Origin of the sequence: Aquimixticola soesokkakensis (genome assembly GCF_900172375.1) — a bacterium.
In the GTDB taxonomy this organism is placed as follows: Bacteria; Pseudomonadota; Alphaproteobacteria; order Rhodobacterales; family Rhodobacteraceae; genus Aquimixticola; species Aquimixticola soesokkakensis.
Window position 1 is genome coordinate 134,786 of the sequence record NZ_FWFS01000007.1, and the last position, 17,204, is coordinate 151,989.

Consider the following 17,204-nt stretch of genomic DNA (forward strand, 5'->3'; position numbering starts at 1 on the left):
GAAATGCCGCGCAGTTGCGACCCATGTCAGATTTCGGGACCAGATTTTGGACCCAGATTTTGGACCCATGCCGGATCATGTGAAAATACGGTCACTCAGTTTGGTTTAGGAAGGCAATTGGCGCCTTGCGCCTGTGCCCGGATATCGCAAAAGTGATGACACCATCATTCGAGGACCCATTTCATGAACGACAAGGTAAAAGGCCCGGCCTCCTATTTTCCTGCCATCGAGAAGACTTACGGCAAGCCGGTTCAGCATTGGCTCGATCTCATCTCCGCCAGACCCGAAGAAAAACACATGGAGACGGTTGCTTGGCTCAAATCCGAACATGGGCTTGGTCACGGACATGCAAATGCGCTCGTGGCCCATTCGCGGGCCTGAAAAGGTTCGATGAAAATGATCCCCCTGCCGATGCATCAGAAGCTTGCACACAGGACAGCTTCGGATGTTGCTGAGGCCACTACAAATCTTTTTAAAACATTCACTTGATGATGTTGCGACATTCAGCAAGGGCATAACCATGCACACTGAACACATAAGCACGCACAGATCGGATATTGAAGACATTGGTTATGGCCCTCGAGAAGGGCAGCTGTGCGGACAAACCTGCCGTTGCCTACAGCGATTTTTCAAAGAATACGCGGTTGAACCCGTCTTCCGTTCTACGGTCAATTTCTCGATATCCAAGATGCGGATAGATCGACAGGTTTTCTGACATCTTTTCGTTTGTGTAGAGCTTGACCCTCTTTACACCAGACTGCTTTGCCTGCTGCTCGCAAAAGGTAATCAAGCGCTTTCCGACACCCTTTCCTGTCGCGTTCGCATGTACTGCAACGTTCTCCAACATGAAGTAGTCATCTTCTTGATAAAATACGATAAACCCGTTCAGTTCTGCATCCGCTTCCACAGCGATGTAGACTGAGCCAGATGCAATGAGTGAACCAAAATCTGCTACCATGGGTGCCGGTTTCTTGCCGATGGCTGCAACATACTGTTCATAGGCATCCTCAGCACACAAACGAACACCGGATTCATCTTCTGACGTTGCTTTCCTGATTTCTAGGTCATGCGTCAATGGTCGCCTCCCGCAGCTCCAAACCCAGAATACCGTTGCAGCGCAGAAATCTGCAAGACGGGCTCGAAGCGGCCATTCTCTGCCCGTAACACGAACGACGGCTAAGCGAGCTCTTAGCGTGAATAGCCAGGATACCTCGAAGTAGGGCTGTTTGCGTGGGCTTGAACTACCCCTTGACAGGGGGTGTGCATGGAAAAACGCCATTTCGTGCAAGCTTATGGTGCATTGGCGCCAAGGAAAATGGCGATCCCGGGAGGACTCGAACCCCCAACATCCTGATTAGAAGTCAGGTGCTCTATCCAGTTGAGCTACGGGACCCTGTGCCTGTCTTAGCGGCTCGCGAAACGCTTCGCAAGCCGCAGGCAGGGGGGCAGGGGCCGCACTGGGGCGCGACAGTTATGCGTCGGGGGCGCGGGGCGCCTCGGGGGCCGCGCGTTCTTGTGCCTCGGCTTGCGCGACGGCGAGCGCGGCCATTTTCACGATGGCATCGCGGCTGTTTGCAACGGCAATAAAGCGGCCGTTGTGGCAGAATTTAGCGCCGCTGACACCGCTGGCGGCCTCAAGCTCGGCGCCGTTCAAACCGGCCCATGCGGCCGGCAGATCGGCGCGTTGGGCGAAGGCATCCGGCTCGATCCGGATGCCGGTCAGCGACCACTCGTCGCCGCGCGGCGTGATCACGAACAGCAGATGGTCCGCGCCAGCGGCATCAATGCCTGCCCGAAAGGGCATGCCCATCGGCAACTCCAGCACCCGCCCGCTGCCGGCGGCCTCAATCGCGGCCATCACCATGGATTGCGCGCGGTATTTGGCGGCTTTGCGCGCAATCGCGGCCTCGACAAAAGCGCGCGCCACGGCCAACGCGTCCTGAAAGGCGCGATCCTCGGCCGCCGCGCCACCGGCATCAAAGACGGGTTTGAGGCTTTCGAGCAGCGCGGGCAATGTCAGGCTGGCAAATAGGGGACCGGCTTCGGACGGGTTCACCGCCCCGTTGTCCACCAGATCGATCGGCAAAACGAACCCGCGATCAAACGAGCCGTGGATGGCGTCGATATCGGCCTGTGGGACGTTCAGCGCGCTCAGGTAGTCGCGCCCGTAATGCGCCCAGATCAGCCCGAACGAACTGAAGGGCTGGCCATCCTCGCGCAGAGGATTCGGGCGCTGGTGGTGGTCGAAAATCTGGGCCTGTGCATCGAAGGCCCCGCCGACATCATAGATGATCTTGTCCTGCGCGGGGGTGATCCATGCGGTATCCCGGCTGCGCAGGAGTGTGGCCTCGGGAAAGAGGCGGGTGAGGATCACGCTGGACAGCAGTTCGTCGGCATGAAAGCCGCCGGAATGGGTCACGAGGTGGGTAATGGTCATCTGGGGCACCTCTTGGGCGGTCAAATTGGGCAGTCAAACTGGGCTGGCAACGTTACAGGCTAGGTTACGGGCGCAGGAGCGACGCGATTGGGGCTGTCTACAGGGGCAATCGCAGGGGGAGCAACCCCATGAACGGCTATGACTGCCCCATGACTGCCCCATGACTGCGCCACGTGGTCACTGCGGGTGCCGCGACCCCTGCGCCCCAAAGCGCTTGAGGGGGTATCAAGGCGATTGCGCGCAGGCCAAAAGCGGCTCAAACTGCGCGCGCGTTTGACGCTGCGGCGGGGGGGAGAGATGCAAGACAGGGATGACAAACTCGCGGGGTATTTCGCCGCATCCGCCCCTTGGGCGGCGGAAATCGCGGCCCTACGGGGGATCTTGCAGGCCACGGAGTTGGTCGAGACCTTCAAATGGCGCGGACCCGTTTACACGCTGGCGGGGGGCAATGTCGCGACGATCTGGCGGCTCAAAGACGCCTGCGGCTTGTCGTTTTTCAAAGGGGTTCTGTTGAGCAACCCCGATAATCTTCTGGTCGCTGCGGGCGAAAATTCGCGGGTGATCCGCTTGTTTAAATTCAGGGATCTCGCGCAGATTACCCGTCAAGACGCACAGATCCGCGCCACGCTTGCAGAGGCGATTGCCCTTGAACGGGCGGGGGCGAAAGTCGTGCTGGACAAAGACGACCTGCCACTCCCCGAGGAGCTGGCCGCGCGCTGTGACGCCGATTTGCAGTTTGCCCAGGCCTTTGCCGCCCTGACGCCCGGGCGCAGGCGTGGCTATGTTTTGCACATCTCGCAGGCCAAGCAGGCGGCGACCCGAGAGGCGCGCATCGACAAGCATTTTCACCGTATTCTGGACGGAAAAGGCCTGCACGACCGCTAAAGCAGCGCGTGCAGGCTCTTGCGGGGCTGCGATTTCGCCCCTTTGCAGGTGGCCGCGCGCGTGACAGGTAAATGGGGGTCGCAAGCCCTTGCCTGCGGCCCCCATTGTTTGCGCAAGCGCGGCCTAGCCCTTGAGGGGCGGTGTGCCATGGGTGTGGAAGGTCTCGATGGTTTTGAGGCCCCATGCCTGACCCTTTTTGCGGTCGGCTTCGGTCCAGACGATCGGCTCCCAATCGGGTGCAAGGATCAGGCGCGCACCGGCGTTGGCCAGTTCCACACGGTTTCCCGCGGGTTCCCAGACATACAAAAAGAATGTGTTCTGGATCGCATGCTTATGCGGGCCGGTTTCGATATGAACGCCGTTCTCAAGGAAAATATCCGCCGCACGCAGGATGTCCTCGCGTTGATCGGTGGCGTAGGTCACATGGTGCAGACGCGCCTGCGCATCGCCGTGCTCTTCGGTGCAGGCCAGATCGTAGGTCTTGTTGTTCACGGTGAACCAGCAACCGCCGATGCGCCCGTTGTCGAGCTGGATCATTTCCGTCACGCGGCTGCCCAGGCAGGTTTCCATAAACCGTTTGAATTCCGTGACATCCGAGGACAGCAGGTTGAGGTGATCCAGACGCCGCGGCGCACAGCCGGTGTGATGGAACCGCGAGGCATTGTTTTTCAGCGCGGGCTTGTCATGATCGCCATGGGCGTATTTCACCGTGTCGTAATAGATTTCGAAAACATGGCCAAAGGGGTCTTCGAAGCGGAAAGCGCGCCCGTGACTCAAGTCGCCCTCGACCCAACCGATGACCTTGAAATCGCTGTCTTGAATGATCTTGACGCGCCGCTCGAGCGCCTGCGCAGAGGCCGCGCGATAGCCGATGTGGCCCACGCCCGTGGTTTTTGAGCGGGTCAGTTTCAGCGTACAGAATTCGTAATCGTCCCATGCGCGCAGATAGGCGGAATTCTCATCCTGCCCCGAGCAGGTAAGGCCATACACGCGGGTAAAAAAATCGAGGCTCTCGTCGAATTTGTCGGTGAGCATCTCGACATGGCCAAGATGGGCGATGTCAAAGGACGGGTTTGTGGGGTGGGACATGGTGTCGCCTCCAAAATGTCAGGGAAAGGTTGGAGGTCCGCGCAGTCAACCGGACCACAGGCGCCTGAAGCTGGCCGCAAAAGGCGGGGCGCGCCGGGCGCCCTGCCTGAGTTTTTAGTGCGTTTGGACGGGCCTTAGAGTTCGTCAACCGTGCGCGGGAAGATGGACTCAAACCCTTCGGCGTATTTGCAATCGCGACCGCCCGACTGACCGCCGGAGTTGCGTTTGAAGTGGTTGGCGCGGTTTTGCGCAACGCGGGTGTAGAAATCCCACAGGTGCTCCTGGCCCTGCATGCATTCGATGGCGGCGCGTTTTTTATCCCAAACGGGGGTGATGTCGAGGAAGGTGTCGGGCTTCCAGCCCATTTGTTCGGTCTGATGCGGCTCAAAGAGGTAGAGCTGCGGCGCGCCGAGCACTTTCTCGCCGGGGTTGTGACCCCAGGCCTGGGCGACCATGCGGCACTCAAGCGCAAACTGCGTGGTGTACATGTGGTCGGTGTTATAGGGGTCCCATTTGGAGTGCGACATCATGAAAGACGGCTGCACTTTGCGCAGGATATCAACCACTTGGCTGCGGGTCTCAGGGCCCAGATCCAGCGGGTAGTCGCCGCGATCCAGACAGATCAGGTCATGCACGCCAAGAGCTTCTGCGGCGCTTTCGGCTTCCTTGCGACGCGCATCCTTGACGCGGTCCATGGTCATGCCTTCCTGTTTCCACAGTTTGGCGCTTTCGCCGCGCTCGCCAAACGACAGGCAAGCCACGGTGACATTATACCCCAGCGAGGCGTGCAGGGCGATGGCACCCCCGCAACGCCATACGAAATCGGCAGCGTGAGCAGAGATGATCAGGGCAGTTTTTTTGGTGTCCGACATGGTGTCCTCCTCGGAAATCTGCTTGGGCATCGCATTTGCGCGGGGGGGGTGGCAACTTAGAAAACCGGCGGCGAAATAAGAACAGGCTATTATGACGTCACGCAACCTTGTGAAAAACACGCGCCACAGGCTTGGCGGGGCGCGAAAATCAGGTTAGATTGTGCGCTGTATCGGATAGCAGTACGCCCGCCCGATATTGTCCGTTTTACCCAATCGGTTTCGCCAACCTGCCGAGGAGCCCGCCGTGATCGCGTCCAATATCCGACACATGCGCGCCTTTCTGGCCGTTGCTGAAACCGGCTCGATCACGCAGGCGGCGGCGCAGTGTTTCGTTTCACAACCCGCGGTTACCCAGGCGATTGCCAAACTCGAAGCACAGGCGGATATGCCGCTTTTGCTGCGCACGCCGCAGGGTATTTTTCTGACCGAAGCGGGGCAGTATTTGCAACGTCGTGTCGCGCGCGCTATCGCCATGCTCGACGCGGCGCTGGTCGAAATTTCGCCGCGCCTGCCACTGACAGCGACGCGCGCGCAGCTTCAGGCCCTGATCGCGGCCTGCGAGGTCCAGAACTTTTCGCTTGCCGCGCGCAAGCTCGGGATCGCGCAGCCCACGGTGCACCGCGCGATCACCCAGCTTGAGCGCGAAGCAGGGCGTGCGCTGTTTCAACGCAGCCCCTCTGGCATCGCGCCAACGCGTCAGTGCGCGGCGCTGGCCCGTTCTGCACGGCTGGCGTTTGTCGAATTCGATCAAGCAGATGCGGAGCTTGGCGACCTGCTGGGGCGCGAGGTGGGGGAGATCGTCGTCGGCTCCATGCCGCTGGCGCGCTCTTATGTTCTGCCCCGCGCGCTGGCCGCGTTCCGTGACATCCGGCCGCTTCTGTCGGTGCGGGTGCTTGACGGTCCCTATGACGAATTGCTCGGGGCATTGCGGCGCGGCGAAATCGACTTTTTGATCGGGGCTTTGCGTTTTCCCGCCCCCATCGAGGACATCGAACAGGAAGTGGTGTTTTTTGACGATCTGGTCTTGCTGGCGGGGGCGGGGCATCCGCTGACGCAAAAGCCGCCCTGTCAGATTTCCGCCCTGCAAGACTATCCGTTTTTGGTGTCGCGCAAGGGGACACCGACGCGCGACCAGTTCGAGGCGATGTTCACGCGCGCCGCAATCGCGCCGCCGCGCGCCGTGATCGAAACCGGCTCGCTGATCCTGATGCGCGAGACGATTCTGGACCGCAAGCATCTGGCCTGCGTGTCGCGTCTTCAGGCCCGCACCGAGATCGCGCAGGGCCTTGTGCAAGTGCTGCCCCTGGCTGTGGAAAATTCTGCGCGCCCGATTGGAATCACCACCCGTGCGGGCTGGACGCCGACTCCGGCGCAAAAAGTGCTGATCGACGCCGTGCGTGCCATTGCAAAGCGCGATTTGCACGGGGACTCGCCGGAAAGCGTGGCTTTTATAGCATGAGGTTATGTTTTCGCGCCCCGTTTCTATTGGTGCGCGCGGGGCGGATCGGCGAACTCTTTGCAACGCAAATATACGGGGCATGAGCCCCGCCTTAGGAGAGGGAGGATACTATGTTTGTTCGTAAACTTATCACGACTTTGACGGTCGCATCGGCCGTGACATCGACGCTTGCTGTTGCAAGCGCATCCGCGGAGGAATTGAAGTTCGCAAGCTTCATGCCGCCGGGGCACCCCTATGTCGAAACCACCTTCCAGCCGTTTGCGGACGCTGTGGCCGAGGGCACTGCGGGCGAAGTGAGCGTGAAGCTCTACAACGGCGGCGAACTTGGCGCAGGCCCGGTCGAACAATACAGCCGTGTCGTTGATGGTGTGGCCGAACTCGCGATTTCGCTTCCGGGGTATACCGCGTCCAACTTTCCGCTGACGCTGCTCACCGAGTTGCCCGGCGTGGTCGAAGAAGGCAAAGGCACCACCGAAATCTGGAACAACATCGATTTGTTGATGCCCGAATACCGCCGCACCCATCTGGTCGCGCTGTGGGCCTCGGCCGAAAACATCCTGTTCACCCGCGACAAGGCGGTGCGTAGCCCCGACGATCTGGCCGGCATGAAAATCCGCGTTCCCTCGCGCAACACCGGCTTGATTGTCGAAGCCTGGGGCGCATCGCCCGTGTCGATGCCCGTTTCGGAAATCTACAACTCGCTGCAAACCGGGGTGATTGACGGCGCGATGATCGACGGCACCGGCATCAACGCGTTCAAACTGGGCGAAGTCGCAAACTACGTCACCATGGGTATGAAAACGACGATCTCGCCGTTCTTCATCCTGATGAACAACGACGCCTACGAGGATCTCACCGACGCACAGAAAGCTGCCATCGATGCCGCGGGCCGCACGGCCTCCGACAACGGCGAAGCGATGCAGGTTCGTGTCGCGGCAGAAGGCATTGCGGGCTTTGCGGCCACCGAAGGAAAAGAGGTCATCGAGCTGACCGAGGCCGAAGCGGCGGCCTTTGACGTTCTGTCGGAAGCTGAAAACGACAATATCGTAGCACTGGCTGGTGGCGACGCCGAAGCAGTCATCGAAGCGTTCTCGGCCGACTGATCGTGCAAACGCAGCAGCAAAAAGGGGCCTGGTCGTTCGTGTTCGACCGGGCCCAACTCGCCCTCGCGGCGGTGGCTGGCGTGGCGCTGGTGGGTATGCTCGTGCTCATCTTCGTCGCTGTCTTTTCCCGCTATATGTTCGGTCATCCAATTCTGGGTGTGAACGAAGTTGTGCAGCTGACCTCGGTCGTTGTCGTCATGTTGGCACTGCCCTATTGCACCGGTCAGGGCGCGCATGTCGGCGTCGATGTTCTGGACAACGCCATCGGCGCGACGGGGCGGTTTGTGGGCGATGTCGTGTCGCGCCTCCTGTCGTCTTTCGTGCTCGGGGTGTTGTCGCAACGCGCGTTTTTCAAAGCGCTCGACGCGTTTGAATACAGTGACACCACCAATATGCTTGGCATCGTGATTTGGCCCTTCTACGCCTTTATTGCCGCCGGTATGGCGCTTTGCGTCGTGGTTCTTCTGGTCCAGCTCGTGCTCATCTTGACGGGAAAGGTTCGGACATGACACCACTTCTCGTAGGCGTTCTGGGGGTCTTTGGCCTGTTTGCGCTAATGATTTTCCGCACCCCTGTGGCCTTTGCGATGATGATCGTGGGCTATTTCGGCCTCTGGATTCTCGAAGGATCGCGCGCGGCCAGCGCTGTCGTGCTCACCGAAAGCTATTCGGCGGTGTCGAATTATTCGCTGATCGTTGTGCCGATGTTCATTCTGTTGGGCAATATCTCGTCGGCGGCGGGGTTTTCGCGCGGCCTGTATGATGCGGCCTTTGCCTGGGTGGGGCGGTTTCGCGGCGGGCTTGCCTCGGCCTCCGTCCTTGGATGCGCGGTGTTTTCCGCCGTGTCCGGCTCCTCGGTGGCCACGGCTGTGACCATCGGCAAAGTTGCGCTGCCGGAAATGAAACGTCTGGGCTATGGCGACAGCCTGTCCACGGGCGCGATTGCCGCTGGCGGCACTTTGGGCTTTTTGATCCCGCCCTCGACGGGCTTCGTGCTCTATGCGATCCTCACCGAAGAATCCGTGGGCCGTCTGTTCATGGCCGGTATTTTGCCGGGGCTGTTGTTGATGACCCTGTTCATCAGCACCATCGTCTTGATCAGCTACATCGACCCCAAGGCAGGGCCGCGCGGCGATTATGTGCCGCTGAGCCAGCGCTTTAAAGTGCTCGGGCGCGCTGCGCCACTTCTGGCCATTATCGCCCTGTCGATCGGCGGTATCTACGCGGGGGTCTTTACCCCTGTCGAGGCCTCAGCCATCGGCGCCGGTTTGGTCGTTTTGCTTGCCTTTGGCACCCGTGCAATCAACTTTGCCGGGTTTCGTGGCGCGGTGCTGGAAACGCTTAAGACCTCGGCCATGCTGTATATGGTCGTGATCGGCGCGAATATCCTGAACCCGTTTCTGGCGGTGACCCACATTCCCGAAACGCTGGGCAATGCGCTGGTGGGCTGGGGTTTGGGGGCGTATGGCACCTTGCTGGTGATCATCCTGGCCTATGTCGTTCTGGGCATGTTCCTTGACGGTCTGTCGATGTTGGTTGTGACGATCCCGATTGTTTTCCCCGTGATCCAGCAGCTCGGGTTTGACCCGATCTGGTTCGGGGTGGTGGCGGTGATCGTGATCGAAATGGGCATGATTACCCCGCCCGTCGGGTTGAACGTCTTTGTCGTCAAAGGCGTGGCCCAGGACGTGCCGATGGCAACCGTGTTCAAAGGTGTGTTGCCGTTTCTGCTGGCGATGATTGTCGGCTTGTTGCTGATCATCATCTTCCCGCCCATCGCGACCTTTATTCCCGACACGATGTTCGGGTAACGCGCGACTTCGAGGCGTGAGACATGAAAAAGCCCCCCGTGCGGTCTGCGCGGGGGGCTTTTTGTACCCTGAAACGGGGGCTAGAGCCCTTTGTCGGAGGCGTCGGCCTCGCCTTTGACCCAATAGCCGGAGGCCTTGAGCCAGGGCAAAGCGTGGCCGCGTGCGTCAAGCAAATGGCTGCGCAGGGCGCGCGCCACGGTGCTTTCGGCCGCAATCCAGACAAAGGTTCTGGGCGGCAAGGCCACTTGCGCAAGCGCGGCGACCATGGGCGCAGGATCGGCGGGATCGGCGCGGTGGACATAGAGGACGCTGACATCTGCGGCGCTGTCGAACTGCTGTTCCTCCTGCGGGCCCGTGACGCCGATCACGGCGGTGATCCGCGTGCCTTTGGCAGCTTCCTCGATCCGGCGGCCAATCGCGGGCAGGGCGGTTTCATCGCCCAGCAAGACCCAATGGTCGATGTCGCCCGTGATCACCTGCGAGCCGCGCGGCCCGCCGATACGCAGCGTGTCGCCGACTTTGGCCTCCAGCGCCCATTGCGTTGCAGGGCCCGCGTCATGCAGCGCGAAATCGATGACCAGCGTGCCCGATGCTTCGTCGAAGCTGCGCGGTGTGTAGTCGCGTTTGGCCTCATCGCCTGTGCCATCGGGCACAAAGATTTTGATGTGGTCGTCCGGCGCGCTGGACACAAACCCGGCAAGCTCCGCGCCGCTCAAGGTGACGCGCAGCATGTTGGGGGTTATGCGCTCAAGTGCGGTGACGGTTGCCGCGCGGCGCACCAATTCGTGACGGTGGCGCTCGATGCGCGGGGCGGGTGTGGTGTCGTGTAGAAGATCGCTCATCTCGGTCCTTTCGCGGCCCTGATTATTCCTTACTAAAATAGACAGGTAATCGCGAAAGGGCAAGGTTTTTCAGGGGATGAATGCGGGGGATACGCGGTTAAAGCAGGTTGTCGAGCTTTGCGAGCATCGCCGCATGGGTGCGGTTCTTTGCCCCCAAACGTGTGCAAATCGCGCGCATTTTGACCTTGATCGTGATCTCGGCCAACTCCAGATCCAACGCGATTTCCCGGTTGGTTTTCCCGTTGGCCACCGAGGTCAGGATATGGATTTCCTGCGCTGACAGCGGTGTGTTTTCAGTGCGCAATGCCGCGCTGCGCGACACGGACAGGGGGACGAACTGCTGGCCGGAGGCCACCAGTTGCAGGGTGCTGGCAAGGCTCTGGGAACTCAGGGATTTGGGGATGTAGCCTTTGGCCCCCGCATCGATTGCTGCCCAGACGGTGCGGTCATCGGCATTGCCGGAGAAGAGCACCACATGGCTGTCGGGGGCCGCAAAAACGACCCGGCGCAGCCCTGCGAGCCCGTCCATTCCCGGCATTGACAGGTCCAGCAAGACCACGTCGTAGGCGCCCGTCGCAAGGCCGCGCAAGGTGCCCTCGAGGTCATGTGCGATGTCGACCTGAAACCCGTGATCCTCACTCAAGACGCGTTTGAGGGCATCGCAGACCATCTGGTGGTCATCCGCAAGCAGGATCGAAAGGGGCGTGGTGGAGTCGGGCATGAAGGTCGTAAGTCCGGTGGCCTAAGGACGGGGAGTGGTTCTTGCTGTAGATACTATCGCCATGTTCTGGGCAATGCGAACATGTCTGGATTTTGCGCGCAAAACAGGCGAAAACATGTCACGGTTTGGCAGGTGGACGTAGAGGGTGGCAAAGTATGGCGTGGAAAAACCTTTGGCCTAAAGAGCTTAACCAAATGCGGGGGCAGGTCTGGGCGGGGCTCAGGATCGCGGCGCTATGTGGTGTGGCGATGGGCCTTTTTCTTGCCAAGAGCGCCCATGCCCAAGCGCATTCCCCCCTCGGGCCGCAAAATCCGCGCTTGCAGGCGGTCGCGCCGGCGCCCTCCGAGGAGATCCTGTTGACGCTCGAACTGGCGGGAGAGGGCGCAAAAAACCTGTCGCTGACGCGGGCGGATTTGCTGGCGCTGCCGCAAACCACATTCTCGACCACCACGATCTGGACCGAGGGGCGCGAGTCCTTCACGGGGCCAACCCTGGCTGACACCCTGTCGCTCTTGGGCGAGGTGCCGCAGGGCGCGCAGATCGACATGAGGGCGATCAACGACTATCAGGTGACGGTTGACCACGACCTGTTGTCGGCCAAGTTTCCCATCATTGCCCTGCTGCGCAACGGCGCGCCGTTTTCGGTGCGTGACCTTGGGCCGCTGTGGGTGGTGTTCCCCTATGATAGCGAAGAATTGTACCGCGAGGGCGGGGCCTATTCGATGAGCATCTGGCAACTCGTCGGCATCCGCGTGAGTCCTGCCCGCGCGCCCACATGAGGGTGCCCGCCCGCCGCTGGCGCCGCCGTTGGAACCGTCGCTGGATGTCGGTGGTGCGATTGACCATTCTGGCCTCGCTGGCTCTGGGCCTTGCGGCGGCGCTTTCCTTGGGGTTGGCGATCCAGTTGGATCAGCGCGCGCGCGAACTTTCGGTGGCCGATACGGACAATATGACCTGGAGCTTCGTGCAGCTCGACGTTGATTTCCAAAGCTTTCGCCTTGCGATTGCCCGCGCGCAGCTCGCGCTGAACGCGACTGCGCCGCAGGAAGATCGCGCGCAGGGCCTTGCGCTGGCGGACCGTCAATCGCTCGATTTGGCCTTCAACATTTTCTACAGCCGCGTCTCCGCCGTGACGGGGCCGGCGATGAACCTCTCCGATCCGGCGCAAACCACGGCGCGGCTGCAAAACGTTCTGCAACTGCGCGCCGATTTTGTGGATCTTCTCGACGATCCATCTGTGGCGGATGCGCAAATGCTCGACGAGCTGAGTGCGCGCGCGGATCTTGGGCGCGCGGATGTGCGCGGGCTGGTGCTGGACGGGTTGCACGGCTTTGTGGACGGGACGATCAGCCAGCGCCGCTCGCTCAAGCGATCGTTGCAGACCTATCTTGGCGTGAGCCTGTTCTTGATGGCGGTGACGACGGCGGCGGCTTTGGTGATGCTGGTGTTGCTGCGTCAGAACCGGGATCGCAATGCGCGCACCCAACGTCTGGCCTCCAACCTTGCCAAGACCATTGCTGCCAGTCCGGACGGGGTTGTCGTGCTCGATAACCGGATGCGGGTGATCGAATATAACGCCGCCGCGCAGGCCATGTTTGGCTATTCGCCGCGGGCGATTTTGGGGCGTCCGGTCGAGAAACATCTGGTGCCACCGGCGCGGCGCAAGGCATTTCGCGCGGCTTTGGCGCTTGAGCCGGCCGCAAAAAAAACCTCCAGAGGCCGATCGACTGGCCTGTCGCAGAGCGGTGACATCCGCCGTCTTCCGACACGCGCCCTCGACGCGCGCGGCCGCGTGTTTCCCGTGGAAATTTCCCTGACCCGGGATCAAGACACGCAGGGGCGCGACATCGTGATCTGCTTTGTGCGCGACATTTCCCCCGAATTCGAAGCGCGGCGCAAAATCAAGGCCGCCCTTGTGCAGGCCCGCTCGGACGCCAATGCCAAAAGCCGGTTTCTGGCGGTGATGAGCCATGAGATGCGCACGCCGATGCATGGGGTGATCGCTGCGCTCGACCTGCTCGAGGATGCGCCTCAAACGGGGCAGACCGCTTTGGGGGCGGGGGCGCAGCCCCTGTTGGGGCTGGCGCGCTCCAGTGCGAAACAGGCGCTGGCGCAGATCGAGAGTGTGCTTGATATCACCCGCGCTCAGGCGATGCCGGCCGCCTTGCGCGTTTCGCTGCCGTCCGAGCGGTTTGACGCGCGTGCCGCCACAGAGCGGCTGGTGGCGCAGCTTGCGCCCTTGGCCAGTCAGGGCGGCAACCGGCTGACGCTTGATTGGGACGCGCCTGCGGTCATGGTGTCGCGCCCTGATGCCTATCAAAAGGCGCTGTCAAACCTGATCTCGAATGCGATCAAATTCACGCGCGATGGGGCAATCGCGGTTGTGGCGCGCCGCGTGGCGGGCAAGGGGGAGGGCGCGTTGCAGATCGCGGTGCGCGACGAGGGCGCAGGGATTGCCCCGGCCGACCAGCGCCGGATCTTCGACGATTTCGTGACCCTGCCGGTTGAGGGCTCTGGCAATGCTTTGGGCGGAACGGGGCTGGGGCTTAGCATCGCGCGCCGCGCCGCCGAGGATATGGGCGGCGCGATGACGCTCGAAAGTACGCTCGGCCAGGGCAGCTGTTTCACCCTCACGTTGCCCTTTGCGCAGGACGATATCGCGCCAGACCCGTCTGAATTTGCGGGCAAGGTTCTGGTTGTGGACGATAATCCGGTGAACCGCCAGTTGGTCGGCGCCATGTTCGCCCAAGGCGCGGTGGTGGAGGCCGACGATGGTCTGGCGGCCATTCGCGCCGCCTATGATCAGGCCTTCGACGTGATTTTGATGGATGTCAGCATGGCGGGTTTGGGGGGCATTGCAGCGGCGCGCTGTCTGCGCCTTGGCGGGGTGTCGCGCGGCGCCTTGATCGTCGCGGTGACGGCCCATGCAAGCGACGAGCTGCGCTTTGAAACCGCCGCTGCCGGTATGGACGGGCTGGTGGCAAAACCCTTCACGCGCGCGGTGTTGCACCGTCGGCTCGCGCAGTGCGCGCAGGACCGCGATGTGGTGGATCTGCCGCAAGATCACGGCCAGCCCAAGGCGCAGACCACCGCTTTGTTGCGCGACACCAGCGCGGGCTTGGCGGCGCTTGCCCTGCGGGCAGAAGCCGTGGCGCGCGCGGGTCTCTCTGGCGCAGCGGAGTCCGAGCAAGAGGCGCTGCGCCGTGAGGCCCATCGCATCGCGGGGGCGCTGCAGATGTTGGGCTATGAGGCCATGGCAGCGGTTTTGATCGAGGTGCAAACCCTGCGCGGCGCGGATTGGCTGGAGTTTTTGCGCGGCGCGGCGCTGGTGATGCAGCTTGATCAGGCGCGGCTTGCGCGGCAACTGGAACAGGCCTGAGCGGGGCGGTTTGACGCTTGGTGCCAAGCCGCCCCTTTGTGGCTCTATGTCGCTTTGACGCGGCGGCGGGCGGCGTGCAGTAGCGGTTCGGTGTAGCCCGAAGGCTGCGACACCCCCTCAAAGACCAGAGCCTGCGCCGCCTGAAAGGCAATCCCGTCAAAGGCGGGGGCCATGGCCACATAGGCCGGATCGGCGGCGTTCTGGGCGTCCACTTTGGGGGCCATACGGCGGAAAGCGGCTTCGACCGCGTCCCGGGTCGTGATGCCATGGGTCAACCAGTTGGCGAGGTACTGGGAGGAAATGCGCAGGGTGGCGCGGTCCTCCATCAGTCCGACATCGTTGATATCAGGCACTTTCGAACATCCCACGCCCTGATCGACCCAGCGCACGACATAGCCCAAAATGGACTGGCAGGCATTGTCCAGCTCGCGCGTGATCTCCTCGGGCGACAGGTTGCGGCCCAAAAGCAGGGGCGGGGTCAGCAACGCCGCGCGGCTGGCTTTGGCGCGCGTTTTCAACCCGTCCTGGACGGCGGCGACATCAATCCTGTGGTAATGCGTGGCATGCAGCGTGGCCGCGGTGGGCGAGGGAACCCAGGCGGTGTTTGCCCCCGCTTGGGGGTGGCCGATTTTCACCTCGAGCATTTCGGCCATCATGTCGGGTTTGGCCCACATGCCTTTACCGATCTGCCCGCGGCCCTGCATGCCAACAGCAAGCCCCGTGTCGACATTGCCCGCCTCATACGCGGGCAACCAGTCGGATGTTGCCATTTCACCCTTGGGAATGACGGCACCGGCCTGCATCGAGGTGTGGATTTCATCGCCCGTGCGATCCAGAAAGCCCGTGTTGATAAAGACGCAGCGGGTTTTGACCGCCTCGATACAGGCCGCAAGGTTGGCTGAGGTGCGCCGTTCCTCATCCATCACGCCCAGTTTCACGGTGTTTTCGGGCAGGCCCAGCAGGGCTTCGACCCGCGCATAAAGCGTATTGGCAAAGGCAACCTCCTCGGGGCCATGCATCTTGGGTTTGACGACGTAAATCGACCCGGCGCGCGAGTTTTTATTGGCAGGTTTGGCCAGATCATGCAGGGCGGCGGCCACGGTCACAGCGGCGTCGAGCATGCCTTCGGGCGTTTCCTTGCCCGCCATCAGCACCGCATCGGTCGTCATGAGATGGCCGACATTGCGCACGAGCAACAGCGCCCGCCCGGGGTGGGTGACGCTTGTGCCATCGGGGGCGGTGAAGGTGACATCGGGGTTGAGGCGGCGGGTCAGCATCTTGCCGCCCTTCTCGAACCGTTCGCTCAGGTCACCGCGCATCAGGCCCAGCCAATTGGCATAGGCGACGCATTTGTCCGCGGCGTCCACGGCGGCCACCGAATCTTCGCAGTCCTGAATCGCGGTCAGGGCACTTTCGAGGCGCAGATCGCTGATGCCTGCGGGGTCGGCTTTGCCAATGGGGCTGTCGCGGTCCACGACCACTTCGATCAGCAGGCCGTTGGCGCGCAAAAACACATGGCCCGCAGCGGTCGAACCGGCAAATTGCGCGGGGTCTCTGAGCGGGGTTGCCCCCGCGGGCGTTGTCAGCGTCAGCGTTTCGCCCGCTTCCATCGCGCGCACATCGGCCCAGGAGCCTTGGGCAAGAGGCACCACCACATCGAGATGCGCGCGCGCCCAGGCGATCACTTTCGCACCGCGCGCCGCGTCAAAGCCGCTGCCCTGCGGCGTGCCCGCGATGGCATCGGTGCCATAAAGCGCATCATAGAGCGACCCCCAGCGGGCATTCGCCGCGTTCAGGGCAAAGCGCGCGTTCATCACCGGCACCACCAGTTGCGGTCCGGCGATCTGGGCGATTTCCGCATCGACATTGCGGGTTTCGAGGGTGAAGGGCGCGGGCTCGGCCACAAGATAGCCGATTTCGCCCAGAAAGGCGCGATAGGCCTGTGCATCGAAGGGGGCGCTGCGATGGGCGATGTGCCAATCGTCGATCTGGCGTTGCAAATGGTCGCGTTGCGCGAGGAGCGCGGCGTTGACGGGGGCAAGATCGGCGAGAAGCGCGGCATATCCCGCCCAAAAGGCGGTTGGAGTAATGTCGATCAGGATCTGCTCTTCGACGAGGGTCGCGAGCTCTTGCGCGACCTGCAAGCCTGCGCGTTCTACATAGTGGGTCATGGGGCCTCCGTACCGCTGTGGTGTGCCTATGGTGACAGTCACGACAGAATTTGAAATAGCAAACGCAGGCCGCGCCCAAAATTTCGACAGGGACCACGATTGACTCTGGGATTGTCGCTGGGACCGGGTCAAAATGCTGCTTTGCGGCATTTTGGCGCCGCAGCGGGCAGTTTTTGCGGGGTAAATCGCGGCCAGGTTGTATTCGCATTTTGCGAAGCTATTTGCGAAACACGTCTAAGTTTAGCGCATCCTGCAAGGTGATATTTTTTTGTGCGGTCAATTTTCAGGAAAATTTGGCAAATTATTCAATGATAACAGGCTCCTTCGAAAGGGGTCAGGAGTCCTGTCCAAAAAGACAGGTTGAGGGACTGACCTTTTTTCGGGATTTCTGCTACACACGCATAAGGTAATGTGTTCGAAATTAATAAGGAGCCGC

Annotated in this window: 15 protein-coding genes and 1 tRNA gene; 8 read left to right on the forward strand and 8 right to left on the reverse strand. The window is 61.5% G+C overall.

The window, feature by feature from the left end:
• Nucleotides 1-183: 183 nt before the first annotated feature.
• Entirely contained in the window at nt 184-381 is a 198-nt protein-coding gene (locus AQS8620_RS10240) for a DUF4287 domain-containing protein (protein ID WP_085836783.1), read from the forward strand.
• 235 nt (nt 382-616) lie between these two features.
• Here AQS8620_RS10240 and AQS8620_RS10245 read toward each other — a convergent pair whose 3' ends face one another.
• From AQS8620_RS10245 to AQS8620_RS10255, 3 genes are all read right to left on the reverse strand, one after another.
• Complete coding sequence (locus tag AQS8620_RS10245; protein WP_085836785.1) at nt 617-1,075, reverse strand: GNAT family N-acetyltransferase; 459 nt, start codon at nt 1,073-1,075, stop codon at nt 617-619.
• A gap of 241 nt (nt 1,076-1,316) precedes the next feature.
• Nucleotides 1,317-1,393 (reverse strand) — tRNA-Arg (locus AQS8620_RS10250).
• Between the two features lie 78 nt (nt 1,394-1,471).
• Entirely contained in the window at nt 1,472-2,437 is a 966-nt protein-coding gene (locus tag AQS8620_RS10255) for an MYG1 family protein (protein ID WP_085836786.1), read from the reverse strand.
• A 297-nt stretch (nt 2,438-2,734) separates the two neighbouring features.
• On the opposite strand from AQS8620_RS10255, the gene AQS8620_RS10260 reads away from it, so the two are divergent.
• Nucleotides 2,735-3,322 carry a YdeI/OmpD-associated family protein gene (locus AQS8620_RS10260; protein WP_085836788.1) on the forward strand — a complete coding sequence of 196 codons (588 nt, stop codon included), beginning with the start codon at nt 2,735-2,737 and terminating at the stop codon, nt 3,320-3,322.
• A 123-nt stretch (nt 3,323-3,445) separates the two neighbouring features.
• Here AQS8620_RS10260 and AQS8620_RS10265 read toward each other — a convergent pair whose 3' ends face one another.
• Both AQS8620_RS10265 and AQS8620_RS10270 read right to left on the reverse strand, forming a co-directional pair.
• Nucleotides 3,446-4,411: a VOC family protein gene (locus AQS8620_RS10265; protein ID WP_085836790.1), complete on the reverse strand. Its 966-nt coding sequence runs from the start codon at nt 4,409-4,411 to the stop codon at nt 3,446-3,448.
• 134 nt (nt 4,412-4,545) lie between these two features.
• Complete coding sequence (locus AQS8620_RS10270) at nt 4,546-5,283, reverse strand: PIG-L deacetylase family protein (protein ID WP_085836900.1); 738 nt, start codon at nt 5,281-5,283, stop codon at nt 4,546-4,548.
• A gap of 244 nt (nt 5,284-5,527) precedes the next feature.
• Between AQS8620_RS10270 and AQS8620_RS10275 the strand changes: the two genes are divergently transcribed.
• The 4 genes from AQS8620_RS10275 (at nt 5,528) to AQS8620_RS10290 (ending at nt 9,655) form a co-directional block, all read left to right on the forward strand.
• A complete protein-coding gene (locus AQS8620_RS10275) occupies nt 5,528-6,742 on the forward strand; it encodes a LysR family transcriptional regulator (RefSeq protein ID WP_200809615.1) in 1,215 nt (404 codons plus the stop codon).
• A 110-nt stretch (nt 6,743-6,852) separates the two neighbouring features.
• On the forward strand, nt 6,853-7,845 hold the full coding sequence (locus tag AQS8620_RS10280; protein WP_085836794.1) for a TRAP transporter substrate-binding protein: 993 nt from the start codon (nt 6,853-6,855) through the stop codon (nt 7,843-7,845).
• A gap of 38 nt (nt 7,846-7,883) precedes the next feature.
• The gene (locus AQS8620_RS10285) at nt 7,884-8,354 is read left to right on the forward strand and encodes a TRAP transporter small permease (protein WP_234990447.1); all 471 of its coding nucleotides are present in this window, start codon (nt 7,884-7,886) and stop codon (nt 8,352-8,354) included.
• Nucleotides 8,351-9,655, forward strand: a complete 1,305-nt coding sequence (locus tag AQS8620_RS10290) for a TRAP transporter large permease (protein WP_085836796.1) — start codon at nt 8,351-8,353, stop codon at nt 9,653-9,655. The genes AQS8620_RS10285 and AQS8620_RS10290 overlap by 4 nt, the downstream gene beginning before the upstream one ends.
• Before the next feature lie 80 nt (nt 9,656-9,735).
• Here AQS8620_RS10290 and AQS8620_RS10295 read toward each other — a convergent pair whose 3' ends face one another.
• Both AQS8620_RS10295 and AQS8620_RS10300 read right to left on the reverse strand, forming a co-directional pair.
• Nucleotides 9,736-10,497 carry a siderophore-interacting protein gene (locus AQS8620_RS10295; protein ID WP_085836798.1) on the reverse strand — a complete coding sequence of 254 codons (762 nt, stop codon included), beginning with the start codon at nt 10,495-10,497 and terminating at the stop codon, nt 9,736-9,738.
• A gap of 97 nt (nt 10,498-10,594) precedes the next feature.
• A complete protein-coding gene (locus AQS8620_RS10300; protein WP_085836800.1) occupies nt 10,595-11,218 on the reverse strand; it encodes a response regulator transcription factor in 624 nt (207 codons plus the stop codon).
• 194 nt (nt 11,219-11,412) lie between these two features.
• Here AQS8620_RS10300 and AQS8620_RS10305 point away from each other — a divergent pair, with 194 nt between their 5' ends.
• Nucleotides 11,413-11,997, forward strand: a complete 585-nt coding sequence (locus tag AQS8620_RS10305) for a putative pterin-binding protein (RefSeq protein WP_085836802.1) — start codon at nt 11,413-11,415, stop codon at nt 11,995-11,997.
• Nucleotides 11,998-12,050: 53 nt separating this feature from the next.
• On the forward strand, nt 12,051-14,597 hold the full coding sequence (locus AQS8620_RS10310; protein WP_159453231.1) for a hybrid sensor histidine kinase/response regulator: 2,547 nt from the start codon (nt 12,051-12,053) through the stop codon (nt 14,595-14,597).
• 44 nt (nt 14,598-14,641) lie between these two features.
• Here AQS8620_RS10310 and AQS8620_RS10315 read toward each other — a convergent pair whose 3' ends face one another.
• Nucleotides 14,642-16,768 carry a malate synthase G gene (locus AQS8620_RS10315; RefSeq protein ID WP_085836807.1) on the reverse strand — a complete coding sequence of 709 codons (2,127 nt, stop codon included), beginning with the start codon at nt 16,766-16,768 and terminating at the stop codon, nt 14,642-14,644.
• Between the last annotated feature and the right edge of the window lie 436 nt (nt 16,769-17,204).

Excerpts from the sequence above, each read along its gene's own strand:
- AQS8620_RS10240 (WP_085836783.1), top strand. The coding sequence starts at position 184 with ATGAACGACAAGGTAAAAGGCCCGGCCTCCTATTTTCCTGCCATCGAG.
- AQS8620_RS10255 (WP_085836786.1), bottom strand. The coding sequence starts at position 2,437 with ATGACCATTACCCACCTCGTGACCCATTCCGGCGGCTTTCATGCCGAC.
- AQS8620_RS10260 (WP_085836788.1), top strand. The coding sequence starts at position 2,735 with ATGCAAGACAGGGATGACAAACTCGCGGGGTATTTCGCCGCATCCGCC.
- AQS8620_RS10265 (WP_085836790.1), bottom strand. The coding sequence starts at position 4,411 with ATGTCCCACCCCACAAACCCGTCCTTTGACATCGCCCATCTTGGCCAT.
- AQS8620_RS10270 (WP_085836900.1), bottom strand. The coding sequence starts at position 5,283 with ATGTCGGACACCAAAAAAACTGCCCTGATCATCTCTGCTCACGCTGCC.
- AQS8620_RS10280 (WP_085836794.1), top strand. The coding sequence starts at position 6,853 with ATGTTTGTTCGTAAACTTATCACGACTTTGACGGTCGCATCGGCCGTG.
- AQS8620_RS10290 (WP_085836796.1), top strand. The coding sequence starts at position 8,351 with ATGACACCACTTCTCGTAGGCGTTCTGGGGGTCTTTGGCCTGTTTGCG.
- AQS8620_RS10295 (WP_085836798.1), bottom strand. The coding sequence starts at position 10,497 with ATGAGCGATCTTCTACACGACACCACACCCGCCCCGCGCATCGAGCGC.
- AQS8620_RS10300 (WP_085836800.1), bottom strand. The coding sequence starts at position 11,218 with ATGCCCGACTCCACCACGCCCCTTTCGATCCTGCTTGCGGATGACCAC.
- AQS8620_RS10305 (WP_085836802.1), top strand. The coding sequence starts at position 11,413 with ATGCGGGGGCAGGTCTGGGCGGGGCTCAGGATCGCGGCGCTATGTGGT.
- AQS8620_RS10315 (WP_085836807.1), bottom strand. The coding sequence starts at position 16,768 with ATGACCCACTATGTAGAACGCGCAGGCTTGCAGGTCGCGCAAGAGCTC.